21 protein-coding genes and 1 pseudogene are annotated in these 18,326 nt (G+C 43.8%); 1 reads left to right on the top strand and 21 read right to left on the bottom strand.

Annotated elements, in window-relative coordinates:
• Nucleotide 1 precedes the first annotated feature (1 nt).
• The 21 genes and pseudogenes from flhF to flgB form a co-directional block, all read right to left on the bottom strand.
• Nucleotides 2-1,087, bottom strand: coding sequence for a flagellar biosynthesis GTPase FlhF (gene flhF, locus CQS04_RS07810; protein WP_100353600.1), 1,086 nt, complete (start codon nt 1,085-1,087; stop codon nt 2-4).
• A complete protein-coding gene (gene flhA / locus CQS04_RS07805) occupies nt 1,080-3,128 on the bottom strand; it encodes a flagellar biosynthesis protein FlhA (protein WP_100353599.1) in 2,049 nt (682 codons plus the stop codon). The genes flhF and flhA overlap by 8 nt, the downstream gene beginning before the upstream one ends.
• Nucleotides 3,125-4,228 carry a flagellar biosynthesis protein FlhB gene (gene flhB / locus CQS04_RS07800; RefSeq protein ID WP_100353598.1) on the bottom strand — a complete coding sequence of 368 codons (1,104 nt, stop codon included), beginning with the start codon at nt 4,226-4,228 and terminating at the stop codon, nt 3,125-3,127. Before flhB ends, flhA begins: the two co-directional genes overlap by 4 nt.
• A gap of 4 nt (nt 4,229-4,232) precedes the next feature.
• Nucleotides 4,233-5,015 carry a flagellar biosynthetic protein FliR gene (gene fliR, locus CQS04_RS07795; protein WP_100353597.1) on the bottom strand — a complete coding sequence of 261 codons (783 nt, stop codon included), beginning with the start codon at nt 5,013-5,015 and terminating at the stop codon, nt 4,233-4,235.
• Nucleotides 5,012-5,281: a flagellar biosynthesis protein FliQ gene (fliQ, locus tag CQS04_RS07790; RefSeq protein WP_100353596.1), complete on the bottom strand. Its 270-nt coding sequence runs from the start codon at nt 5,279-5,281 to the stop codon at nt 5,012-5,014. The genes fliR and fliQ overlap by 4 nt, the downstream gene beginning before the upstream one ends.
• 15 nt (nt 5,282-5,296) lie before the next feature.
• A complete protein-coding gene (gene fliP, locus CQS04_RS07785; protein WP_425430239.1) occupies nt 5,297-5,977 on the bottom strand; it encodes a flagellar type III secretion system pore protein FliP in 681 nt (226 codons plus the stop codon).
• Entirely contained in the window at nt 5,977-6,513 is a 537-nt protein-coding gene (locus CQS04_RS07780) for a flagellar biosynthetic protein FliO (protein WP_100353594.1), read from the bottom strand. Before CQS04_RS07780 ends, fliP begins: the two co-directional genes overlap by 1 nt.
• A gap of 16 nt (nt 6,514-6,529) precedes the next feature.
• Nucleotides 6,530-6,784, bottom strand: a pseudogene (gene fliN, locus CQS04_RS07775) (flagellar motor switch protein FliN); the annotation flags it as partial.
• A 602-nt stretch (nt 6,785-7,386) separates the two neighbouring features.
• Entirely contained in the window at nt 7,387-8,271 is an 885-nt protein-coding gene (locus tag CQS04_RS07770; protein WP_165775494.1) for a flagellar motor switch protein FliM, read from the bottom strand.
• Between the two features lie 2 nt (nt 8,272-8,273).
• Entirely contained in the window at nt 8,274-8,483 is a 210-nt protein-coding gene (locus tag CQS04_RS07765) for a flagellar FlbD family protein (RefSeq protein WP_100353592.1), read from the bottom strand.
• Between the two features lie 17 nt (nt 8,484-8,500).
• Nucleotides 8,501-9,322 (bottom strand): flagellar hook-basal body complex protein, encoded by an 822-nt coding sequence (locus tag CQS04_RS07760; RefSeq protein ID WP_100353591.1) that lies wholly within the window; start codon nt 9,320-9,322, stop codon nt 8,501-8,503.
• Between the two features lie 14 nt (nt 9,323-9,336).
• Complete coding sequence (locus CQS04_RS07755; protein WP_100353590.1) at nt 9,337-9,786, bottom strand: flagellar hook capping FlgD N-terminal domain-containing protein; 450 nt, start codon at nt 9,784-9,786, stop codon at nt 9,337-9,339.
• An 11-nt stretch (nt 9,787-9,797) separates the two neighbouring features.
• Nucleotides 9,798-10,988, bottom strand: coding sequence for a flagellar hook-length control protein FliK (locus CQS04_RS07750; protein ID WP_100353589.1), 1,191 nt, complete (start codon nt 10,986-10,988; stop codon nt 9,798-9,800).
• Nucleotides 10,985-11,425 (bottom strand): flagellar export protein FliJ, encoded by a 441-nt coding sequence (locus CQS04_RS07745; protein ID WP_100353588.1) that lies wholly within the window; start codon nt 11,423-11,425, stop codon nt 10,985-10,987. Before CQS04_RS07745 ends, CQS04_RS07750 begins: the two co-directional genes overlap by 4 nt.
• Nucleotides 11,422-12,747 carry a FliI/YscN family ATPase gene (locus CQS04_RS07740; RefSeq protein WP_100353587.1) on the bottom strand — a complete coding sequence of 442 codons (1,326 nt, stop codon included), beginning with the start codon at nt 12,745-12,747 and terminating at the stop codon, nt 11,422-11,424. The genes CQS04_RS07745 and CQS04_RS07740 overlap by 4 nt, the downstream gene beginning before the upstream one ends.
• Complete coding sequence (locus tag CQS04_RS07735) at nt 12,716-13,489, bottom strand: FliH/SctL family protein (RefSeq protein ID WP_165775493.1); 774 nt, start codon at nt 13,487-13,489, stop codon at nt 12,716-12,718. Before CQS04_RS07735 ends, CQS04_RS07740 begins: the two co-directional genes overlap by 32 nt.
• Nucleotides 13,482-14,510, bottom strand: a complete 1,029-nt coding sequence (gene fliG, locus CQS04_RS07730) for a flagellar motor switch protein FliG (protein WP_100353585.1) — start codon at nt 14,508-14,510, stop codon at nt 13,482-13,484. Before fliG ends, CQS04_RS07735 begins: the two co-directional genes overlap by 8 nt.
• Nucleotides 14,511-14,523: 13 nt before the next feature.
• The gene (gene fliF / locus CQS04_RS07725; protein ID WP_245858773.1) at nt 14,524-16,164 is read right to left on the bottom strand and encodes a flagellar basal-body MS-ring/collar protein FliF; all 1,641 of its coding nucleotides are present in this window, start codon (nt 16,162-16,164) and stop codon (nt 14,524-14,526) included.
• Nucleotides 16,165-16,461, bottom strand: a complete 297-nt coding sequence (gene fliE, locus CQS04_RS07720) for a flagellar hook-basal body complex protein FliE (RefSeq protein WP_100353584.1) — start codon at nt 16,459-16,461, stop codon at nt 16,165-16,167.
• 12 nt (nt 16,462-16,473) lie between these two features.
• A complete protein-coding gene (gene flgC / locus CQS04_RS07715; protein WP_100353583.1) occupies nt 16,474-16,911 on the bottom strand; it encodes a flagellar basal body rod protein FlgC in 438 nt (145 codons plus the stop codon).
• Between the two features lie 5 nt (nt 16,912-16,916).
• Nucleotides 16,917-17,312, bottom strand: a complete 396-nt coding sequence (flgB, locus tag CQS04_RS07710) for a flagellar basal body rod protein FlgB (RefSeq protein WP_100353582.1) — start codon at nt 17,310-17,312, stop codon at nt 16,917-16,919.
• Nucleotides 17,313-17,556: 244 nt separating this feature from the next.
• Here flgB and CQS04_RS07705 point away from each other — a divergent pair, with 244 nt between their 5' ends.
• Nucleotides 17,557-18,321 (top strand): flagellar hook-basal body protein, encoded by a 765-nt coding sequence (locus tag CQS04_RS07705; RefSeq protein ID WP_100353581.1) that lies wholly within the window; start codon nt 17,557-17,559, stop codon nt 18,319-18,321.
• Nucleotides 18,322-18,326 lie beyond the last annotated feature (5 nt).

The raw sequence follows: 18,326 nt of genomic DNA, 5'->3' as shown, positions 1-18,326 counted from the left end.
TCTAGTTGGCCTCCCCTAAAAACACTTGGCGCAATAGAGAGGAATCGAATCGCTTGATGTCTTGTGGAACATGCTGTCCAGTTGTCACATAGGCAATAGGATACGGATAGTCATGCAGCAAATTCAATAAGGTTCCTGCTTGTGACGTCTCGTCTAGCTTTGTCACTACCAAATTTGCAATCCCTACCTGTTCAAAAGCTTCAAGAAGTCTCTCGCTGTCGGCATAATTTGTCGACAACGACAGGACCAATTGCACTGTGCACTCCTCATGGCCACTGATGCGAGTCACTTCCTCAACAAATTGTTGTTGCTGGTAATTGCGCCCTGCTGTGTCAATGTAGATACGATCACAATCTTTTAACTTTTCAAGTGCCACTTCGATTTCATCTAGCTGCGTGACCACCTCAAAAGGCGCTTTTAAAATCGAAGCATAGGTCCGCAACTGTTCAACAGCTCCGATACGAAACGTATCCGTTGTAATAAACCCTACTTTTTTAGCGTTGTTGATCATCTCATCAGTTGCCCATTTGGCAAGTGTCGTCGTTTTCCCAACGCCAGTAGGTCCCGCAAAACATAGGATGCGACTCAACTTCGGCTCGGGAATGGCAAGTTGATCAAATGCAAGAGCTGCGCTAGTCATTAAAGCACTCGCTGTCACTCGCTTGTTTCCTTGTATCTTTTGGATAGCAGATGTCAAACTGTGTCTGGCTTCCGCGTGGACACCTTGCTGCTTTAAGTCCGCATCAAATTCCCCAAGCAGTTTTGGCAGTTTCGGGGCTTTCGTTTCTTCATAAATGAGCTGCTTCAATTCCCGCATTTCAACGAGCACTTTGTCGTAGCGCAAATCGCGAGCAGGCACAAGCTCTTCATTCCTCTGCTGCTCAGAAACGAGTGGATTCTCTTCTTGCTTTGGAGACAACGCGGCAACCACTTCAAGTTGTGGTTTTTTGAAGAGACGCAAAATGGCAGGCACAGGCAGTTGCTTGGTATGCAGGATGACGGCATCGGACCCTAACTCTGTACGCACTTGGTTTAATGCATCGTCGAGTGTCGCTGCACGATAGGTTTTCATTTTCATGTTAGACATTCACTCCACTCCACTGAATCACACCAATACTCTGCACCTCGAGTTGGGGTTCTAATTCGTTATAGGATAATACGGCGATATCCGCAGAAAAGCGCTCTAAGAACTGGCGCATGTAAACTCGGATACCTGGTGTTGTCAGCAGGACTGGTTGGATCCCTTGTTGCTGCACTCGCTGCACTTGTTCAACTAATGCTTCATAGATCTGTTGTGTAGATTCCGGATCGAGAGACAAGAAACTGCCTTGTTCGGTCCGTTGAATGGCATTGGCAAATCTCTTTTCTATAGATGCTCCAACAGTTATCACTTTCAGTGCTTCTCCTGCTGGAGAGAATTGTTGTGTAATTTGACGAGACAAAGCTTGACGCACATACTCTGTCAGCACATCGGTATCTTTTGTAGCGACTGCGTAGTCAGCAAGTGTTTCTAAGATAGTCGTTAAATTACGAATAGACACTTTCTCTTTCAACAGCTTGGCAAGCACTTTTTGCACCTCACCTAGAGTCAATTGCTGCGGAATCAATTCTTCCACGACTGCTGGAGAGGTCTCGCGCAAGTGATCAATCAGCCCTTTGACCTCTTCTCGTCCTATTAACTCATGAGCGTGACGCTTGATGACTTCTGTCAGATGCGTCGATACGACAGAAGGCGGATCAATAATGACATAGCCGTAGAGCTCCGCTTCTTCTTTCGTCAGCTCATCAATCCACAATGCTGGCATCCCGAACGCAGGTTCAATGGTCTCGATTCCCGTAATAAAGTCGTCTTCTTCTGACTTCAAAGCCAGATAATGGTCAATCATCAACTGACCACGAGCTACTTCGTTCCCTTTGATCTTGATACAGTACTCTTGCGGTCCAAGCTGGACGTTGTCTCGAATGCGGATGACCGGTACCACAAGACCAAGTTCTAGGGCACATTGGCGACGAATCATAATGACGCGATCCAGCAGATCGCCCCCTTGCTTTTTATCAGCTAGAGGGATGAGAGCGTAACCGAACTCAAATTCAATAGCATCCACATGTAGAAGATCAAGTACACTTTCAGGGCTCTTCATCGCATCGATATCCTGTTGTTCTGGTGTCTCGATAACCTCTGCTTGTTCTTGACGTGTTAGGTTTCGCTGTAAGAGATACCCAAGAGCGGCCATTCCAAATGCAACGGGCAGAATGAGCCATTTACTGATCGGTGTGAACACCCCGATCATAAAGAGGGTTCCAGCTACAACATAAAGCATTTTCGGGTAAGCAAATAATTGCTTTGTAATGTCGGAGCCTAAGTTGCCATCTGAAGCAGCCCGAGTCACGATGATCCCCATCGCCGTTGAAATTAAGAGCGCTGGAATTTGACTGACGAGTCCGTCTCCAATTGACAAGATGGTATATGTATTTGCTGCATCGGCTACGCCCATTCCATGGACGAGCATTCCGATAATAAAGCCCCCGATGATGTTAATGAGGGTGATGACGATTCCGGCAATAGCATCTCCTTTGACGAATTTACTCGCCCCGTCCATTGCACCGTAAAAGTCCGCTTCTTGACTAATTTTTTCACGGCGGCTCCGGGCTTCTTGGTCACTGATCATGCCTGCACCAAGGTCTGCATCGATACTCATCTGTTTTCCTGGCATCGAGTCCAAAGTGAAACGGGCTGCCACTTCAGCTACACGCTCCGAACCTTTTGTAATGACGAGGAATTGGATGATAACCAAGATGAGGAACACCAAGATCCCGATGACCGCACTGCCTCCGACTACGAAGTTTCCGAAAGTCTCAATGACTTGACCACCTGTTCGCTCGGCTAATATGGAACGTGTCGTCGAGACATTGAGTGCAAGACGGAAAAGAGTGGTTAGTAATAAAAGTGTCGGGAAAATTGAGAACTGTAGAGGTTCTTTTGTGTTCATAGCTACTAATAAAATCGTGATAGACAAGCTCAAGTTAATCATGATTAAAAAGTCTAGTAATAGTGGTGGGAGCGGGATGACCATCATGACCACAATCATGATGACAGAAACTAAGATAGCAAAATCGCGGATTTTCATGATGTGGATCTTCCTCCCTTCAGTTTCCCATTAATTCGGTACACATACGCCAAAATTTCAGCGACTGCACCGAACAATTCTTCCGGCACTGGGTCACCAATCTCTGTTTGTGCATATAATGCCCGAGCAAGTGGCTTGTTTTCGACAATCGTAATCCGGAACTCTTTTGCTTTTTCACGAAGCTTCAGTGCCTGAAAATCTTGACCGAGAGCGATGACCGTCGGAGCATCCATGGTCTCACTGTCGTATGCAAGTGCCACAGCAAAATGCGTCGGATTCGTAATCAACACATCTGCTCGAGGCAAATCTTGAATCATCCGGTTCAAGCTCATCTGTCTTTGCTTCTCTTTAATTTTAGATTTAATCAGAGGATCTCCCTCTGTTTTTTTGTATTCGTCTTTCAAATCTTGTTTGGACATGCGGATTTGCTTTTCAAACTCGTATTTCTGATACATATAATCCGCAATGGCTAACACGACTAGAATGATGGAGACCGTCACAATCAACTGAAACGTCAATTGACCTATTACAGCTGTAGCTTGTCGAATAGGCAAATGAGACAAGCCCATGAGTGCGTCTCGATTGGACCATAGAATGAGACCCGCCGCACTTCCAATAACAGCTACCTTTAAAATCGACTTCACCAGTTCGACAAGTGCTCGTAAGGAAAAGATTTTCTTTGCCCCACTTAAAGGGTTGATCCGGCTAAGCTTTGCCATCACAGCTTCTGGAGCAAATAAAAAACCGATTTGAACGAATGTGCCTCCAATTCCAAAAACAACCGCGATGACAAAAATAGGTGCTGCCAACAGGACTACTTCTAGAATCAGTTCGTTCACGAGTTCCGGAACATTCTGCACAGTCAATGTGGAGGAGAACAATTCTTGAAAAGCAAACTGAAACAAGTTCAACAGCCGTTCTAAGTACCACTCCCCTAAGAAATAGAGAGCCAAAACGGCTCCAAATAAAATAAAGGCGGAAGGAACTTCTTGGGATTTCGCTACTTCTCCTTTTTTACGTGACTCCTGACGTTTTTGAGGGGTTGCTTTCTCGGTCTTTTCGCCGGAGAAAAATTGAAGATCCAGTTGAAGACGCGTCATCCCTTTAACCTCCCAAAATTCGCATCAAGTCGTTCATCAGTACACCAATCCGTTCCACTATCCCTTGCAGTAAAAAGAAGAACGACGGCATAAGAATGAGTAATAAGAGAAATCCTGTTCCGATTTTCAAAGGAAATCCGACAGCAAAGATATTCATCTGCGGGACCGTTTTTGCAAGCAGACCGAGTGCTACATCTACTAAGAAAAGAGATCCTACGATGGGTAGAGCGAGCTGAAATGCCACTACAAACATTGCTGCAAACACAGTTACGAAGAACTGCGATACTTCACCCGCTGTGAACCCCCATTCCGCAACACCTACTGGAACTAGAGATACACTATGAAGCATTCCAGAAATCAAAAGATGATGCCCGTTGATTGCCAGTAAAAATAAAATAGCCAGTATGTATTTGAATTGACCGATAATCGGTACTTGTGAACCTGTCTGAGGGTCTACAACACTTGCTAACGCAAAACCCATTTGAAAATCAATAAAAGCTCCTGCAACTTGTACCATATAAAGAATCATCGCAGCCAGAAACCCAAGGCTCAGTCCAATCAGTAATTCTTTAAAAATCAGGACACTGTAATAGACATCGAGTTCAATTGTCGTATTCGTACCCACCACACTGGCGGTCAGTAGAGATAACAAAGCAGCCAGTCCTATTTTGAACTGATTGGGGACACTTCGCTGCGAAAAGATGGGAGCAATTAAAAAGAACGCCGTCATCCGTGTAAGAGTCAAAAGAAAGTAAGGCAGCCCGGCAAGCGCTTCATCCCACGTCATCCGATCAACGTCGGCAACTCTCGGAACAGGTTGCGGGTAAAGTCTACGATGGTCGTCAACATCCAAGGTCCAAACAGGACAAGTGATAAGAAGACAGCTAAGATCTTCGGAATGAACGATAACGTCTGTTCTTGGATCTGCGTCATCGCTTGAAAAATACTGACTAACAGTCCAACGCCAAGTGCAACGAGAAGAAGAGGGGCTGCCAGCATGATGACGGTGTATACGGATTGTTCGGCTAACTTGATGACTGCATCAGGCGTCATAATCTTCTCTCCTCGCTAAAAGCTCATCAGCAGCGACTCGACTATCAAGTTCCAGCCGTCTACTAATATGAATAATAGGATTTTAAATGGCAATGAAATCATTACCGGCGGTAACATCATCATCCCCATTGCCATCAATGTACTGGCAACGACCATGTCGATGATCAAGAAAGGAATGAAGATAATAAAACCGATTTGAAAGGCCGTTTTGAGTTCACTGATGGCGAAAGCCGGGATCAGCGAGGTCAATGGGATCTCATCGACAGAGCTCGGTTTGTCTAAGCCTTGATAGCTGTAAAACAGGGCTAAGTCCTTTTCTCGTGTATGCTCCGCCATGAACGCTTTGATAGGACTTGCGGCCGTTTCTAAAGCTTCTTGTTGTGTGATCTCTTCAGCAAGATAGGGCTGAAGCGCTTCTTCATTGATTTCTGTGAGTACAGGACTCATAACGAAAAAGGTCAAGAACAAGGCTAGTCCAATCAGTACTTGGTTAGGTGGCATGCTCTGTGTTCCTAGGCCGGTTCGGACGAAAGACAACACGATGATGATCCGAGTAAAACTCGTTAACATGATGAGAATCGCTGGTGCCAAGGACAGGATGGTTAACAAGACTAAAAGCTGCAATGTCGTCGAAACATCACCCGTTGCCTCAGAGCCGACTGAGATACCAGGGATGGTGATAGCAAGTAGTGTCATCATCGCTGAGACCACCGCTCTTTCGCCTGATAGAGCTTGTCTTTTTGTTCTTTCATACTCTTTTGCAGCATCTCTTGAAAGGGTGCCAGTTGTTTTTCAGGGACTTCTGTTGCAAGTAACAGCTGCTTCTGCTGTTCATCTGTAATTTCGGTCAGTAGCGAGACGTCTTCTCCCACACCAACAACCAAAAGTTGTTCCCCTACTTGGATAACTTGAACTGATTTCTGAGCACCTAAGGAGCTGGCTCCTAGGACTTTCACGACACCCGAGTTCGAAAGAGAACGCTGACGTGAAGCTAGGAATTTTATCAAGCCGTAAATCAATCCTATAATCAGTAGTGTGTAGAGTAGTAACGACCCAATGACTGAAACTAGACTCCGTTCTGTCGTTTCAGGTGCAGCCACTGGTTGTTCTTCAGATTTTTTGTCATCTTTCACCCACTCTGCGACACTTGGATTTTTTGCCGCTTCAACTGAAGGCATGGTTAGCCAAGACAGCGCAATACTGATAACTAGGATCCATCTTAGTAATTTCACAAACCTATCCTCATTTCTACCGCAATTTCGCTAAACGATCCGCTTGACTGCTGATGTCTGTGACTCGGATCCCGAACTGCTCGTCAATGACGACCACTTCTCCTACTGCAATCAATTTTTGATTCACTAAAATATCTACAGGCTCACCAGCAAGCTTATCAAGTTCGATGATAGATCCTTGTGCGATTTCTAAAACCTCTTTCACTGTCTTTCGAGTCCGTCCAAGCTCTACAGTAACTTGCAGAGGTATATCTAGCAGCATATCCAAGTTTGTCGTTTGTTCGTTTTCTTTAGGTGCTGCGGTTAAGTTCGTAAATTGGGCCCGTTCTATAGTCGGTTGGTGTTCATTTTGATCCGTCATAACTGGCTGTTCTCCTCTCTGGTGCTCTCCACTTGGTAGGAAGAGACGAAGTGTTGAATAGGTTGTATTGTGAACGAACTCTATATGCGCTTCAATCCACTTTCGAGTTGCGCTAAGTAACTTCCAGTTCAATGATTCCTGTGCTACGGTGTCGCTACTGACTACGGCAAAGTCGGAAAATGAGTGCATCTGTCTGAGCAGCATTTCTGCCAAGCTTTCTGATGAAATCCCACTATCGAGTGCCACTGGCACCATCACTAGTGCATCGCTATCACCTGCTGCCGACTGCAGTCGAATCAAGTGGCTTGGTTCAGTTACTACTAGTTGTTCTTCACTCGTGGCTTTTAAATCCACCAGTTGCAGAGAAGCTTCGATCCCTTGTTCAAGCAGTTGTACTTCCAACTGCGATAGTCCACTGACAAGTTGTTGTTCGCAAATTTCTAACTCAGGCTCTTTCGGAATGAGTTCTAATAACTTTGTAAGTTCTGCTTCCGTCAATCCCTGAAATTCATTCATCGATGGTCCTCCTGTGCGACGATTTGTACGGCACGTTTTCCCCGGTGTAACCCGACTTGCCCTTTGTACAATAGCTTCTGGTCCACATAAACAGGGATCAGTTCGTCAATTGATGTAGAAAGACGTAGAACATCTCCCTGCTGAAGCGCAAGTAAATCTCGCACATCCAATTCACATCGACCAAGAACAGCTTGCACAGTCAGATCCGTTTCATAGATACCACTTTCGATTAATTGTCTTGCTCGCATATCCGCTTCTGTTTGAGGACGCTGTTGCTCTGGTGTCGTAAGGAATGGCAATAACTCTTCTAGGGCATTGGAAGGCAAGATGAGTTCCATAGAGCCATCAAGTTGTCCCAATTGAATCTTTGTCTCTAGTACCATCACCCGTTCACGCTGATGGACTGGAAAGTTATAGTCATGTGCTAAATTGATTTCTTGGAACTGGGCTTTAAGCGGTGCGATCAAAGAGATGGCATCAGCATATAAATCAAGCCATTCTTCAGCTAATTGACGAATTAAAACTTTGTCAATGTCCGTCAGCTCTTTTTCTTCATGGGGAATATCGTCTCCTCCAAGAAGACGCTCTGTGCAACCTTGAACAAGAAGATTTGAAACAATTAGTTGAAATTCTCCTTTGAGAGGCGGGAAACTACAGACAATCACTACAGCTAACGGACACAGTTGCTGACTAAGCTCTTCATATGTCTTAAGTTGAACGGTACCTGGCGAGCCACTCGTATATGTATCAAGTTTCTGTGTTAGTTGGTTTCCTAGCTGCCGTGACACTTTTTCACTGATACGCAATAACGACCGCATATGAAGGTGCGACAGCTTATTGGCACGTTTAAAATCATAGCTGACAGGTTGCTGTCGCTGCATGGTCATGCCCTCCCTTTATGATGGGCCGCGAAAAGGCCGATTTGTTGGTAATAGGTTGTAATTTTCTCCACCAGATTGTCTCTCGATTCAAGCACATGTAGTGTTTTACCAGTTGTAAGTGTTATGTACGTATCCGGCGTTTCTTCAATTCTCTCAATGAGAAGTGCATTGATTGTAAGTGGTGTGCGATTTAATTTGGTAACTTCAATCATCGATTTCCCATCCTATTTTATCGTTTTAAATTAACCAATTCTTGTAAGATTTCATCAGAAGTGGTGATCATTTTCGAATTCGCTTGGAATCCACGTTGTGCAATAATCATCTCCGTAAATTCTTCTGTAAGTTCTACATTGGACATTTCAAGCATTCCTGACTGGATTTTCGAAATATTTTCCTCCTGAGGTTGGCCAAAATCAATAATTCCTCCAGGACCAGCAGCAGTTGTCATCTCGTAGAGAGAACCCCCGACTTTACGAAGACCTGCTGGGTTTGGAGGAGCAAATAGAGCAATCACTTGCCCAGGAATCGCTTCTTCATTTCCATCAGAAATACGCATAGCATAAACTTGTCCGTCATCTTTGATTGCAAACGAGCTATAAGTGTCCGGATCGATTGTAATTCTTTCTTGGCTCTTATTAAGCAGGTAGTGACCTTGTGAAGTACGGAGATTTCCGCCTTCATCCACTACAAAGTTCCCCGTACGCGTCAAATATCTTTGTGGGTTTGCTGTTGGCAATCCATTCTCATCTGTAGCGGGATCTCCAACGATAAAGAATCCTTCCCCCATAATAGCTAAGTCTGTTCCGACTCCTGTCATCATTCCAGAACCTGGATTGTGGTTTTGTTGGATACTCGCTGCTGAAGATCCGAGACCAACCTGGGCTGGGTTCACTCCTACACTGGATACAGTTTGGCTCAACATATCTTGGAAAACTACCGAACTCTTTTTGAAACCGACCGTGTTAACGTTGGCAATATTGTTACCGATAACATCTAATTTTGTTTGGAAGCCTTTCATACCTGAAACTCCTGAATACATAGAACGAATCATGATTCATTTCCCCTTTATTTTGTAGTGTCCGTGACAGGCGCTGCTTGTAATAAAGTAATGGTGGCTAAGTCAATTCGCTGCTCACTGCCAGCAAGTTGGGCATAAAACTTTCCATCTTCATGAATAATGGACTGGACGATACCGCTCTCTATAGCATCCGTATCTTCATTTTTCCATGAAATCTCTTTTCCGATCATCTCAGCAAAATCTGCCATCGACTGACCACCCATTTTTTCTGTGTACGCAGTCATCGTTCGGTTCAAAGATGTAAGCTGCTCAAGACTCGTAAACTGAGCCATCTGCGCAATGAACTCCGCGTCTTTCATGGGCTCTAATGGATTTTGATTCCGAAGCTGAGCAATTAAAATTTTCATAAATGCGTCTTGGCCAAGTCCCTGTGCACCTGCTGACTTGGTATCACCTGTCTGATAGGTAGTCACGCCATTGACAGTTGTAATGTTCATACGTCTCCCCCTTACACGCTAAAATCGAAGCTATCGTCTTGTGGTAGTTCTGACTCGTTAGGCTCTTGTTGATTCGACTCCATAAACGAACGCTGCTTTCGTGATTCAGGTTGTTGTTGCTGCGCTTGTCGTTCAGGTGACTCTCTAGCATCACGCCATTCTATTTCTAGTGACTCAATTGAAATCCCTTGATCCGTCAGTTGCTGACGAAGTTGGGGTAACTGTGTTTCTAAGACGTCTTTCGTTAAGTGAGAGGATGTGGTCATCTTTGCAGTTAACTGGCCTTCTTCAACAGTAACAATTAAATCAATGTGCCCCAGATGTTCTGGGAAAATTTGAATTCGGAAAGTGCCCCCTTTTGTGTCTGCTGACCCTTTTATAGGATTAAGTAGTACTCTTGGCAATTCGTGACGAAGAAATTCTAGTTCTGGAACGTCTTCAGGTATATTTAATGGAATCTCACTAGTTTTTGAGAATGATACCAGTTCATTTTCCAGAACTACTTCTGATGTATATTTTGTAGGTTCAAGTTGAACTGAAACTTCCTCTGAAATTGGTTGAACCGGTGCACCAACTAGTTTTCTTTTCAAACCTTCATCGACTAACTTTAGAGTAGGTTTTGCTGATCTTAAAGTTGTGTTTTCAATGGGATTCATTTCAATTTTTTCACCCTGCGTGAAATCAGAAAAAATTAAATCGTTTTTTCTGTTTCCTTCCCCCTCAAACACTTTGTTTCGTTCGAATAAAGAAACAGAAATCGGATGTGGAACAGGGGATTTCGGTAGGTCAACGACTGTTATCGGCCGCCTAGGTAATTCTACAAAGAACTTCGGAATTTCTATAGTTTTTTCTAATTGCTCTATATTTCTTGAACCTAGCACGGAAAAATCCAACTCTGACTGTTGTAACTCCATTTCATCTTGCTCACTGGACACTAGTGGAGCTTCATAGGCATTTGTAATGGGTTGCCCATCTGCTAGATTAGATAGTTCAGTTTGAATCGGACTTTCTTCTTCTAAATCCTGAAAATCAGACGAAAGCTCGCCTTCCATACGGATAGGATTTTTCAAACTTTGTTGTTCCAATTGAAATTCGGAGAAGAGTGTCTGAAAAGGAGAAGCCTCTTCTGAAACAGAGCTGTTCATTACGCCACTTTGTTTTACAGGAACACTACATAACAAATCTAAATTTGATAGTTTCATCGTTCAGCTCCTAACCGAAGAAGAGTCATCTCATCCGCAAATTTTTGTTCAGCTTGAGTTCTTTCGGAATGAAAGAGCTGCTGTGCTTTTTCTTTCAACCGGTCCCACTTCTTCGTCTCGCTGGACGCTTGTACGACTTTCTCTTCCGCAGCAGTAACTTGCTGAGTCAACTGATTCTGGTGGAATTTTGATAGTTGCAGCTGTTGATTCATATAAAGCTCATGGTGATGATACTGTTGCAACTGATGAATCCGGATGCCCTGCTGAACTTGTTGCTGTTTTTCTAGTTCGAGCTGTTGGATCGTAAAGTCTAATTGGAGAGTTTGTTCTTCTACTTCTTCTGCTCGTTTTCGAACAGTAGATAATTCACCTTCAACTGCTTTCTTTTGTACTTCCCGGACATCTAAGATGCGTTGGTATTTGTAGTGAAAACTCAAGAAGCATTCCCTCCAAACTCTTGAACTAACGTTTCTCTTGTTTCTTCAAATCGAGCAGGAGCATTCCGTTCTTGGAGTAGGAACTGCCTGATGGCCGGATACAGTTGGACAGCTTCATCAAGTTCTGGTTGCCCTCCAGGTTTATAGGCTCCAATGGCTAGAAGATCCTCTGCTTGTTGGTACGTCGCAAGTAGCCGTTTCAATCGACGCGCACTGTTACGGTGCTCAGGTGTCACTAGTTCGTCCATCAAACGACTGACACTCGCACTGACGTCGATTGCAGGAAACAATCCCTTTTGAGCAATCTGACGGCTTAACACGATATGGCCATCTAGGATGCCTCGGACTGCATCTGCAATTGGTTCGTTAAAGTCATCTCCGTCTACAAGTACTGTGTAGATAGCGGTAATCGTCCCTTTATTAGCAGTACCTGAGCGTTCTAATAACTGTGGCAATTTGGTAAAAACACTCGGTGTATAGCCTTTAGTTGTAGGGGGCTCTCCAATAGCTAACCCTAACTCTCGTTGCGCCATGGCAAAACGCGTCACACTGTCCATGAGTAGCAGGACTTGATTTCCTTGATCCCTGAAATATTCAGCAATCGTTGTAGCCGTCAAAGCTCCTTTAATTCGCTGTAAAGGCGACTGATCAGAAGTGACTGCCACAACAACAGATTTCTGACGCATCTCTGGGCTTAAGTCTCTTTCGATAAATTCTCGGACTTCACGCCCGCGTTCACCTATTAATGCAATCACTATAATGTCTGCTTCGGTTTGTCTCGCAATCATGCCTAGCAACGTGCTCTTTCCAACACCACTTCCTGCAAAGAGACCGATTCGTTGGCCTTTGCCGACTGTCAATAAGCCGTCAATTGCTTTTACACCGAGTTCAAGTGGTTCATCGATTCTTGGTCGAGATAAAGGAGCAGGAGGTGGCCGGTCCGTTTTTACAGCGACTAATCCTGTTGGAAGCTTCGCGGCATCAATCGGGCGTCCAAAACCATCTACGACACTACCAAGTAATCCTAAACCTACTGGAACTTCTAATGAACGATGTGTCGCGACTACAAGCGAACCAGGCCCAATCTGAGACAAATCACCAAATGGCATCAGCATAAGGCGATTCTCGCGAAAGCCTACAACCTCTGCTTCAACAGGTGTCGAGAAATCATTTGGATAAATCAAGCAGATTTCTCCTATCGTTGCATGAGGACCTAATGATTCAACAGTCAGACCAATAACCTGCATTACTTTCCCTTGTTTGGCTACTGATTGAACAGTTGGCAAGGTATCAAGATACGGTGTTGGATTCCAAATAGGCATCAACATTCTCCTCGGCGAGTGTCATGAAATGAGATTTAATTTCACTCAGCTGACTATCGATTCGGGCGTCATAACGGCTTGCTTGCGTATGAATCATGAGGTCCCCTCGTTTCAGCTCTTTCACGGGTAGGATGACAAACGGTGTAAATGCAGGAAGGAGACTTTCAAGCTCTTCCCTTTGTTCTTTGATCCAGTCAAAATCTTCAAGAGACACATGTAACGTAATCTCTTGCGCGTCTTCCACTTGTTTTAAGTGTTTTTTTACTAGCCTTGCCACTTCACCTGGCTGACTTTGTAAAGCTTGTCCGATTAATTTTCGAGCGAGTTGCATCGAAATCTCAATCAACTGTTCTTCCGATTGCAAAACGTAGCGTTTGCGTTCCTCTGTGAATTGTTTCTGTATCTGTTCAATTCGCTCAAGCTGTGCCGTTAGGATAGCATCTACCTCTTGTTCCGCTTGTTGCTTTCCATTCGTGTAGCCTGCTTCCCAAGCGTCACGCTTTAGTTGTTCTGCACGCTCTTTTGTTTCTCTTTCAACCTCTTGCATAGCTAGCTCCCGTTCTTTTGCTAGCTGGTTACGAAGCTCATGAATTTCAGTTAGCAGCTCATCCCGCACTTTCTCTGGCGATGGGAAATCACTTTCCTCAACAGATTCATTTGGGCTGAGGGTTAAACCGGACCACATGACTGGAATTTCTTTCACGTTTACAGGTGCACTTTGAATCCGGACGACATTACGCAATGACATCATCCCCTTCAGCATCTGGACGTGAAATTACGATATCCCCTTGTTGCTCTAGCTGTCGTACAATCGAAACGATAGATGCTTGAGCATCTTCTACTTCTTTCAGTTTGAGTGGCCCTGTCATTTCTAGTTCTTCAAGCACCGTTTCTGCACGGCGAGTTGAAATTGATTTAAGTAATAGAGTACGCAGTTCTTCGTCCGTCACTTTAAGCGCTTTTACTAAGTCCTCATCTTCTACTTCCTGCATTACGCGTTGTAACGATCGGGCATCAAGTAGAGGCAAGTTTTCAAATACAAACATCTTCTGACGAATTTTTGTAACAAGTAATGGATCTTGATGCTCTAAGCTTTCCAGAATTGATTTCTCGGTTGAACGATCTACTTGGTTCAGTAAACTCACTATGGAATCCAATCCATCATAATCATTCATCTTGCCAGAACTCGAAGTAGATAGCTTCGCTTCAATCACCCGCTCGATTTCTCCCATGATTTCGTAAGATGGTGGGGTTAATTTTGCTATTCGCTTCGCCACGTCTACACGCTTAACAGGCTCAAGAAGTGATAGAATGGCAGACGCCTTCAAGCTTTCTAATTGTGATAGGACAACAGCAATCGTTTGGGGATGCTCATCTCGCAAGGAGAGATACAAACTATGTGTATCCACAGAACGCGCAAACTGAAATGGCTTTGGTTTCGCTTTTGTAGTGATTCGTGTAATGACTTCTTTTGCCTTATCAGTACCTAAAGCTTTTTCAAGAACTTCATGGGCGTAATCTATTCCGCCTTCATCGATGTACTCTTCAGCGACCATTATGTCGTAAAATTCATCGATGACGTGGCGTGTCTGACTACTCTTTAAATGCCGCACTTTCGCGATCTCCATAGACAACAAATCAATTTCTGATTCACTCAAATGCTTAAAGATTTCAGCGGATGAATCAGGACCAAGGCCGACCATCAAGATAGCGGCTTTCTGTATCCCCTTTAGTTGCTGTGTTCCAGTGGTTGCTACTCCCATCATGTCACTCCTTTTACTTGTCCGTCATCCAAGCACGCAATAATTTCGCAAAGTCATCGGGTTGATTTTTAGCCAAACGCTCGATTGTGTCTCGCTTAGGATTTGCACGTGCTTCAATTGCTAGTTCTTCTGCCACTTTGGTCTCAAGCTGTTGTATGGCCTCTTGTTCCATTTCTTCAAAGAATTCATCTTCTTTTCTTTTTCGTATGCGACCAATCACGATAAAGGCCACAATCACAAGAAGTAGTAATAGCACTCCTCCGACGATGAAGACGTACGGATTTTGCAATAGTTTAGCTGCCGTAAATGGATTCTCATCTGTCACTGTTTCTTGTTTTCCTAAGAATTCAGTAGCAAATACTGTGACGCGATCATCTACATTGAGTTCTTCTTGTGGAATGTCATTTAAGCTTAGAGAAGCCGCTACGATATTAGATACCAGTGTTCGTACTTCACCAACCAGCTCAGGAGATAGGCTAGCCGGATCTGTAGCAACAGGTGGTTCAATTCCGATATTGATTGTCAAATCATCAATGATGTACGGATTCTTTTCAATTTGACGTTGGATTCGGTTGATTTCTCGATTGATTCGTTCTTCCGTTCGTTCCGAATCACTCGTTTCCGCTCCATCTACACCCGGGAAGTTTGGAATTTCGCCTTCCCCCGTACCTGTCGCATCCTCTGCAGCTGCACTTTCACCGCTATACGACTCCACGATTCTCTCCACGCTGATATCAAGACCTTCGTTCGTCTCTTCAATCGGTGCTTCCACCAAATTTTCTTCTCTTTTTTCTTTTGTAAAATCTACACTAGCAGTCACGGATACAATGACTTTGTCTTGTCCCAATAGCATGCCCAGCATTTGTTGAATTTCTCGCTGGATATCCGTTTCAATCCCTTGTCGAACTTCTCGTTGCTGTTGGTAAATCGATAAAGTCGTATTGGCTTCGCCTTCATTTTGCACTTCGTACACTTGTCCGTTCTGATCCATAATCACAATTTCTTCAGGAGGCAGGTTTGGTACACTTTTGCTAATCAAATGATATAAGCCGTTGACTTGTCCCTGTTCAAGGTAAAAGCCAGGGTCACTACGAAGGACGATAGAGGCACTTGCCGTCTTCGTTTCTTCACTGATCCAAATGGACTCTTTAGGAAGTGTGATCATGACATTGGCATCTTGGACTCCTTCGATTTGACGAATCAAATTCGAAATTTCTGTCTGCATCGCGTCTCGTTCCACGACATCAAAATGACGATCGGTCATCCCCATCCCCATGTTTTCACTGAAGATGCTATAGCTCACACTTCCGTTTCTAGGAATCCCTTCTGCTGCTAACGCCAGCTTTAGTTCATTCACTTGTTCTCTAGGAACACTAAGCGATGTTCCGTCAGCTGCCACTTCGACCGGAATACCACGCTCTTCAATAGCCGCTTTCACTTCTCCCGCCTCTGCCGGCGTCAAATTGTTGTACAAAACAGTCATCGGAGTACGAGTCATGAAAAATAAAAGAATCGACAAGATGAGTAACGATCCAAAGAAAGCAATCAAGCCGATGTTTCGAGTTTTAGGTGGAATGCCACTCCAGGCATTTTTAAATTTTGTTAGAAATTGTTGCATCTGCTCTTTCATATGGCTGTCACGACCTACCTTCACCTAGACTTGCATTCTCATTACTTCTTGGTAGGCTTCTACCATCTTGTTTCGTACTTGCATGGTCAGTTCAAGAGACAGACTCGCTTTTTGAGCAGCGATCATGACATCATGAACATTCTCTACATTGCCATTAACCAATCCAGCTGTCAGTTGATCGGAGACTTTTTGAGCCTGGTCTACTTGTTGGATAGATTGAGACAATAAATTCTGGAATCCTGTACCTGCTACCTTTACTTCGTTCGGTTTTATAAAATTTGGTTGTAAAAATGTTGCGTCCAATCCCTGAATCGGATTCATAGTCTAGGCTCCTTACTTTCCAATTTCTAAAGCTTTCATAAACATGCCTTTAGATGCGTTAAAAGCAGTTACATTGGCTTCATATGAGCGAGTTGCTGACATCAAATCCACCATTTCTTTTAAAGGATCTACGTTTGGCATCAATACGTAACCTGCCTCATTTGCATCTGGATGTTCTGGGTCAAAGACTTGCTGAAATGGAGTCTTGTCTCCTTTAATTCGATCAACAGTAACACCAGTAGTTACACTCCGAGTGCCCATTGCTGTATGTAAACGTTGCTCAAAACTCTCAAGTTCGACAACTTTTCTGCGGTAGGGAACCCATTCTCCATCTACAAGACTTCCTCTAGTTGTCTCCGCGTTCGCGATGTTGGCGGATACGACGTCCATGCGTAACCGGTTAACTGTAAGTCCTGAAGCACTAGCATTCATTCCTCCGAATAAGCTCATCCTCATTACTTCCCTTCGTTGATAACGGAGCGCAAACTCGAGAACTTGCCACTGATTCTCTCCGTCATAGCGTTATACCACAGCTGGTTCTTTGCGAGTTCGGCCATCTCTAAATCGATATCGACATTATTGCCGTTTGGTTGACGTTGCGTTGTATGTAGGGTTTCCAATTTAATTCCAGAAACTGAATTTTGGGAAAACGAAATATGTCTCGGATCGGTACGATGGGTAGTTGATCCCGGTGTAAGTTGTTGTTCTAAAACAGATTGAAACGATACACGTTGTGCTTTGTAATTAGGTGTATCGACATTGGCAATATTAGCCGCGTAGGTTTTTTGTTTTAGAGCAGATGCCTGTAAACCATGTTCCAATTGGCTGATAACTGGTGAAAAAAGATTCATTCCTTTCAATCCTTCCGCCTAAAAATCATAACATATGTCACGTTTCGTAATCTTTCGTCATTTAGATTTAATCTGGATGTAACATTGCAAGATGAATAGTACCATAAATACTAGTGAAATTGTCTAGGACTATGGATGTGAAATTTTTAAAATTGTGAAAAAACTCCTATTTTTTTCAAGCAAATATGCTATTCTTTTTATAAATATAAATTGTTAAGTTGAACTATTTGGAGGGTATTGCACCATGTTCAGAGGTCTTTATGCGGCAACATCAGGAATGATGGCCTATAACCGACAACAACAAGTTTTAACAAATAATTTGTCGAATGCAATCACACCCGGTTATAAAAATGACATTACAGCTTTTCGCTCGTTCCCCCAGCAATTGATTGAGAAAATGGGAGGCCCAAACTCCTTATCTTCTCAGGCAGGTACATTAAGTCTGGGAACGTATGCCCAAGAAGCCATTCCTCAATTTACACAAGGAATTATGAAACAAACATCAAGTCCAACTGATTTTGCCTTGCAGTCTCCTACTCTCGTATTTCAAGTTAGGACTGCAAACAATGAAATTCGCTATACACAAAATGGACAGTTCCTGGTGGATCAACAAGGGATATTGAAAACAGCTGCCGGTGATGAAGTTTTAAGTCGAAACGGCCAACAGATTCAACTCTCTTCAATGGATTTTCAAGTTGATGAACAGGGACGCATTACAGAAGCTGGACAACCAGTCGGTCAACTGTTTATTGGTACAACTGACGATCCACAGTCTTTTGTTAAAGAGGGATCTGGTCTTCTTCGCTACGAAGGACAAAATGCTCCAGTGGCAGCAGCTAACGGAGAACCTCTCGTTACACAAGGCTATTTAGAGCAATCGAACGTGGACATGACACGTATCATGACTGACATGTTGCGTACTTATCGTGGCTTCGAATCCAACCAAAAGGTTCTTCAAGCTTATGATCAAAGTATGCAAAAAGCAGTTACTGAAATTGGACGCGTTTAGGAGGA

It is taken from the genome of Chryseomicrobium excrementi, from assembly GCF_002798305.1.
In the GTDB taxonomy this organism is placed as follows: domain Bacteria; phylum Bacillota; class Bacilli; order Bacillales_A; family Planococcaceae; genus Chryseomicrobium; species Chryseomicrobium excrementi.
This window is presented reverse-complemented; position numbering and strand designations above follow the sequence as displayed.

Bases quoted from the DNA above. Each gene is read 5' to 3' on its own strand.
- fliR (WP_100353597.1), bottom strand. From the start codon at position 5,015: ATGACGTGGGATGAAGCGCTTGCCGGGCTGCCTTACTTTCTTTTGACT.
- flgB (WP_100353582.1), bottom strand. From the start codon at position 17,312: ATGAATCTTTTTTCACCAGTTATCAGCCAATTGGAACATGGTTTACAG.
- flgC (WP_100353583.1), bottom strand. From the start codon at position 16,911: ATGAGCTTATTCGGAGGAATGAATGCTAGTGCTTCAGGACTTACAGTT.
- CQS04_RS07705 (WP_100353581.1), top strand. From the start codon at position 17,557: ATGTTCAGAGGTCTTTATGCGGCAACATCAGGAATGATGGCCTATAAC.
- fliG (WP_100353585.1), bottom strand. From the start codon at position 14,510: ATGGGAGTAGCAACCACTGGAACACAGCAACTAAAGGGGATACAGAAA.
- CQS04_RS07750 (WP_100353589.1), bottom strand. From the start codon at position 10,988: ATGAAACTATCAAATTTAGATTTGTTATGTAGTGTTCCTGTAAAACAA.
- fliQ (WP_100353596.1), bottom strand. From the start codon at position 5,281: ATGACGCCTGATGCAGTCATCAAGTTAGCCGAACAATCCGTATACACC.
- fliP (WP_425430239.1), bottom strand. From the start codon at position 5,977: ATGACACTACTTGCTATCACCATCCCTGGTATCTCAGTCGGCTCTGAG.
- CQS04_RS07760 (WP_100353591.1), bottom strand. From the start codon at position 9,322: ATGATTCGTTCTATGTATTCAGGAGTTTCAGGTATGAAAGGCTTCCAA.
- CQS04_RS07755 (WP_100353590.1), bottom strand. From the start codon at position 9,786: ATGAACATTACAACTGTCAATGGCGTGACTACCTATCAGACAGGTGAT.
- CQS04_RS07740 (WP_100353587.1), bottom strand. From the start codon at position 12,747: ATGCCTATTTGGAATCCAACACCGTATCTTGATACCTTGCCAACTGTT.
- CQS04_RS07765 (WP_100353592.1), bottom strand. From the start codon at position 8,483: ATGATTGAAGTTACCAAATTAAATCGCACACCACTTACAATCAATGCA.
- fliE (WP_100353584.1), bottom strand. From the start codon at position 16,461: ATGAATCCGATTCAGGGATTGGACGCAACATTTTTACAACCAAATTTT.
- flhA (WP_100353599.1), bottom strand. From the start codon at position 3,128: ATGAAAATCCGCGATTTTGCTATCTTAGTTTCTGTCATCATGATTGTG.
- flhB (WP_100353598.1), bottom strand. From the start codon at position 4,228: ATGACGCGTCTTCAACTGGATCTTCAATTTTTCTCCGGCGAAAAGACC.
- CQS04_RS07770 (WP_165775494.1), bottom strand. From the start codon at position 8,271: ATGCAGCGACAGCAACCTGTCAGCTATGATTTTAAACGTGCCAATAAG.
- flhF (WP_100353600.1), bottom strand. From the start codon at position 1,087: ATGTCTAACATGAAAATGAAAACCTATCGTGCAGCGACACTCGACGAT.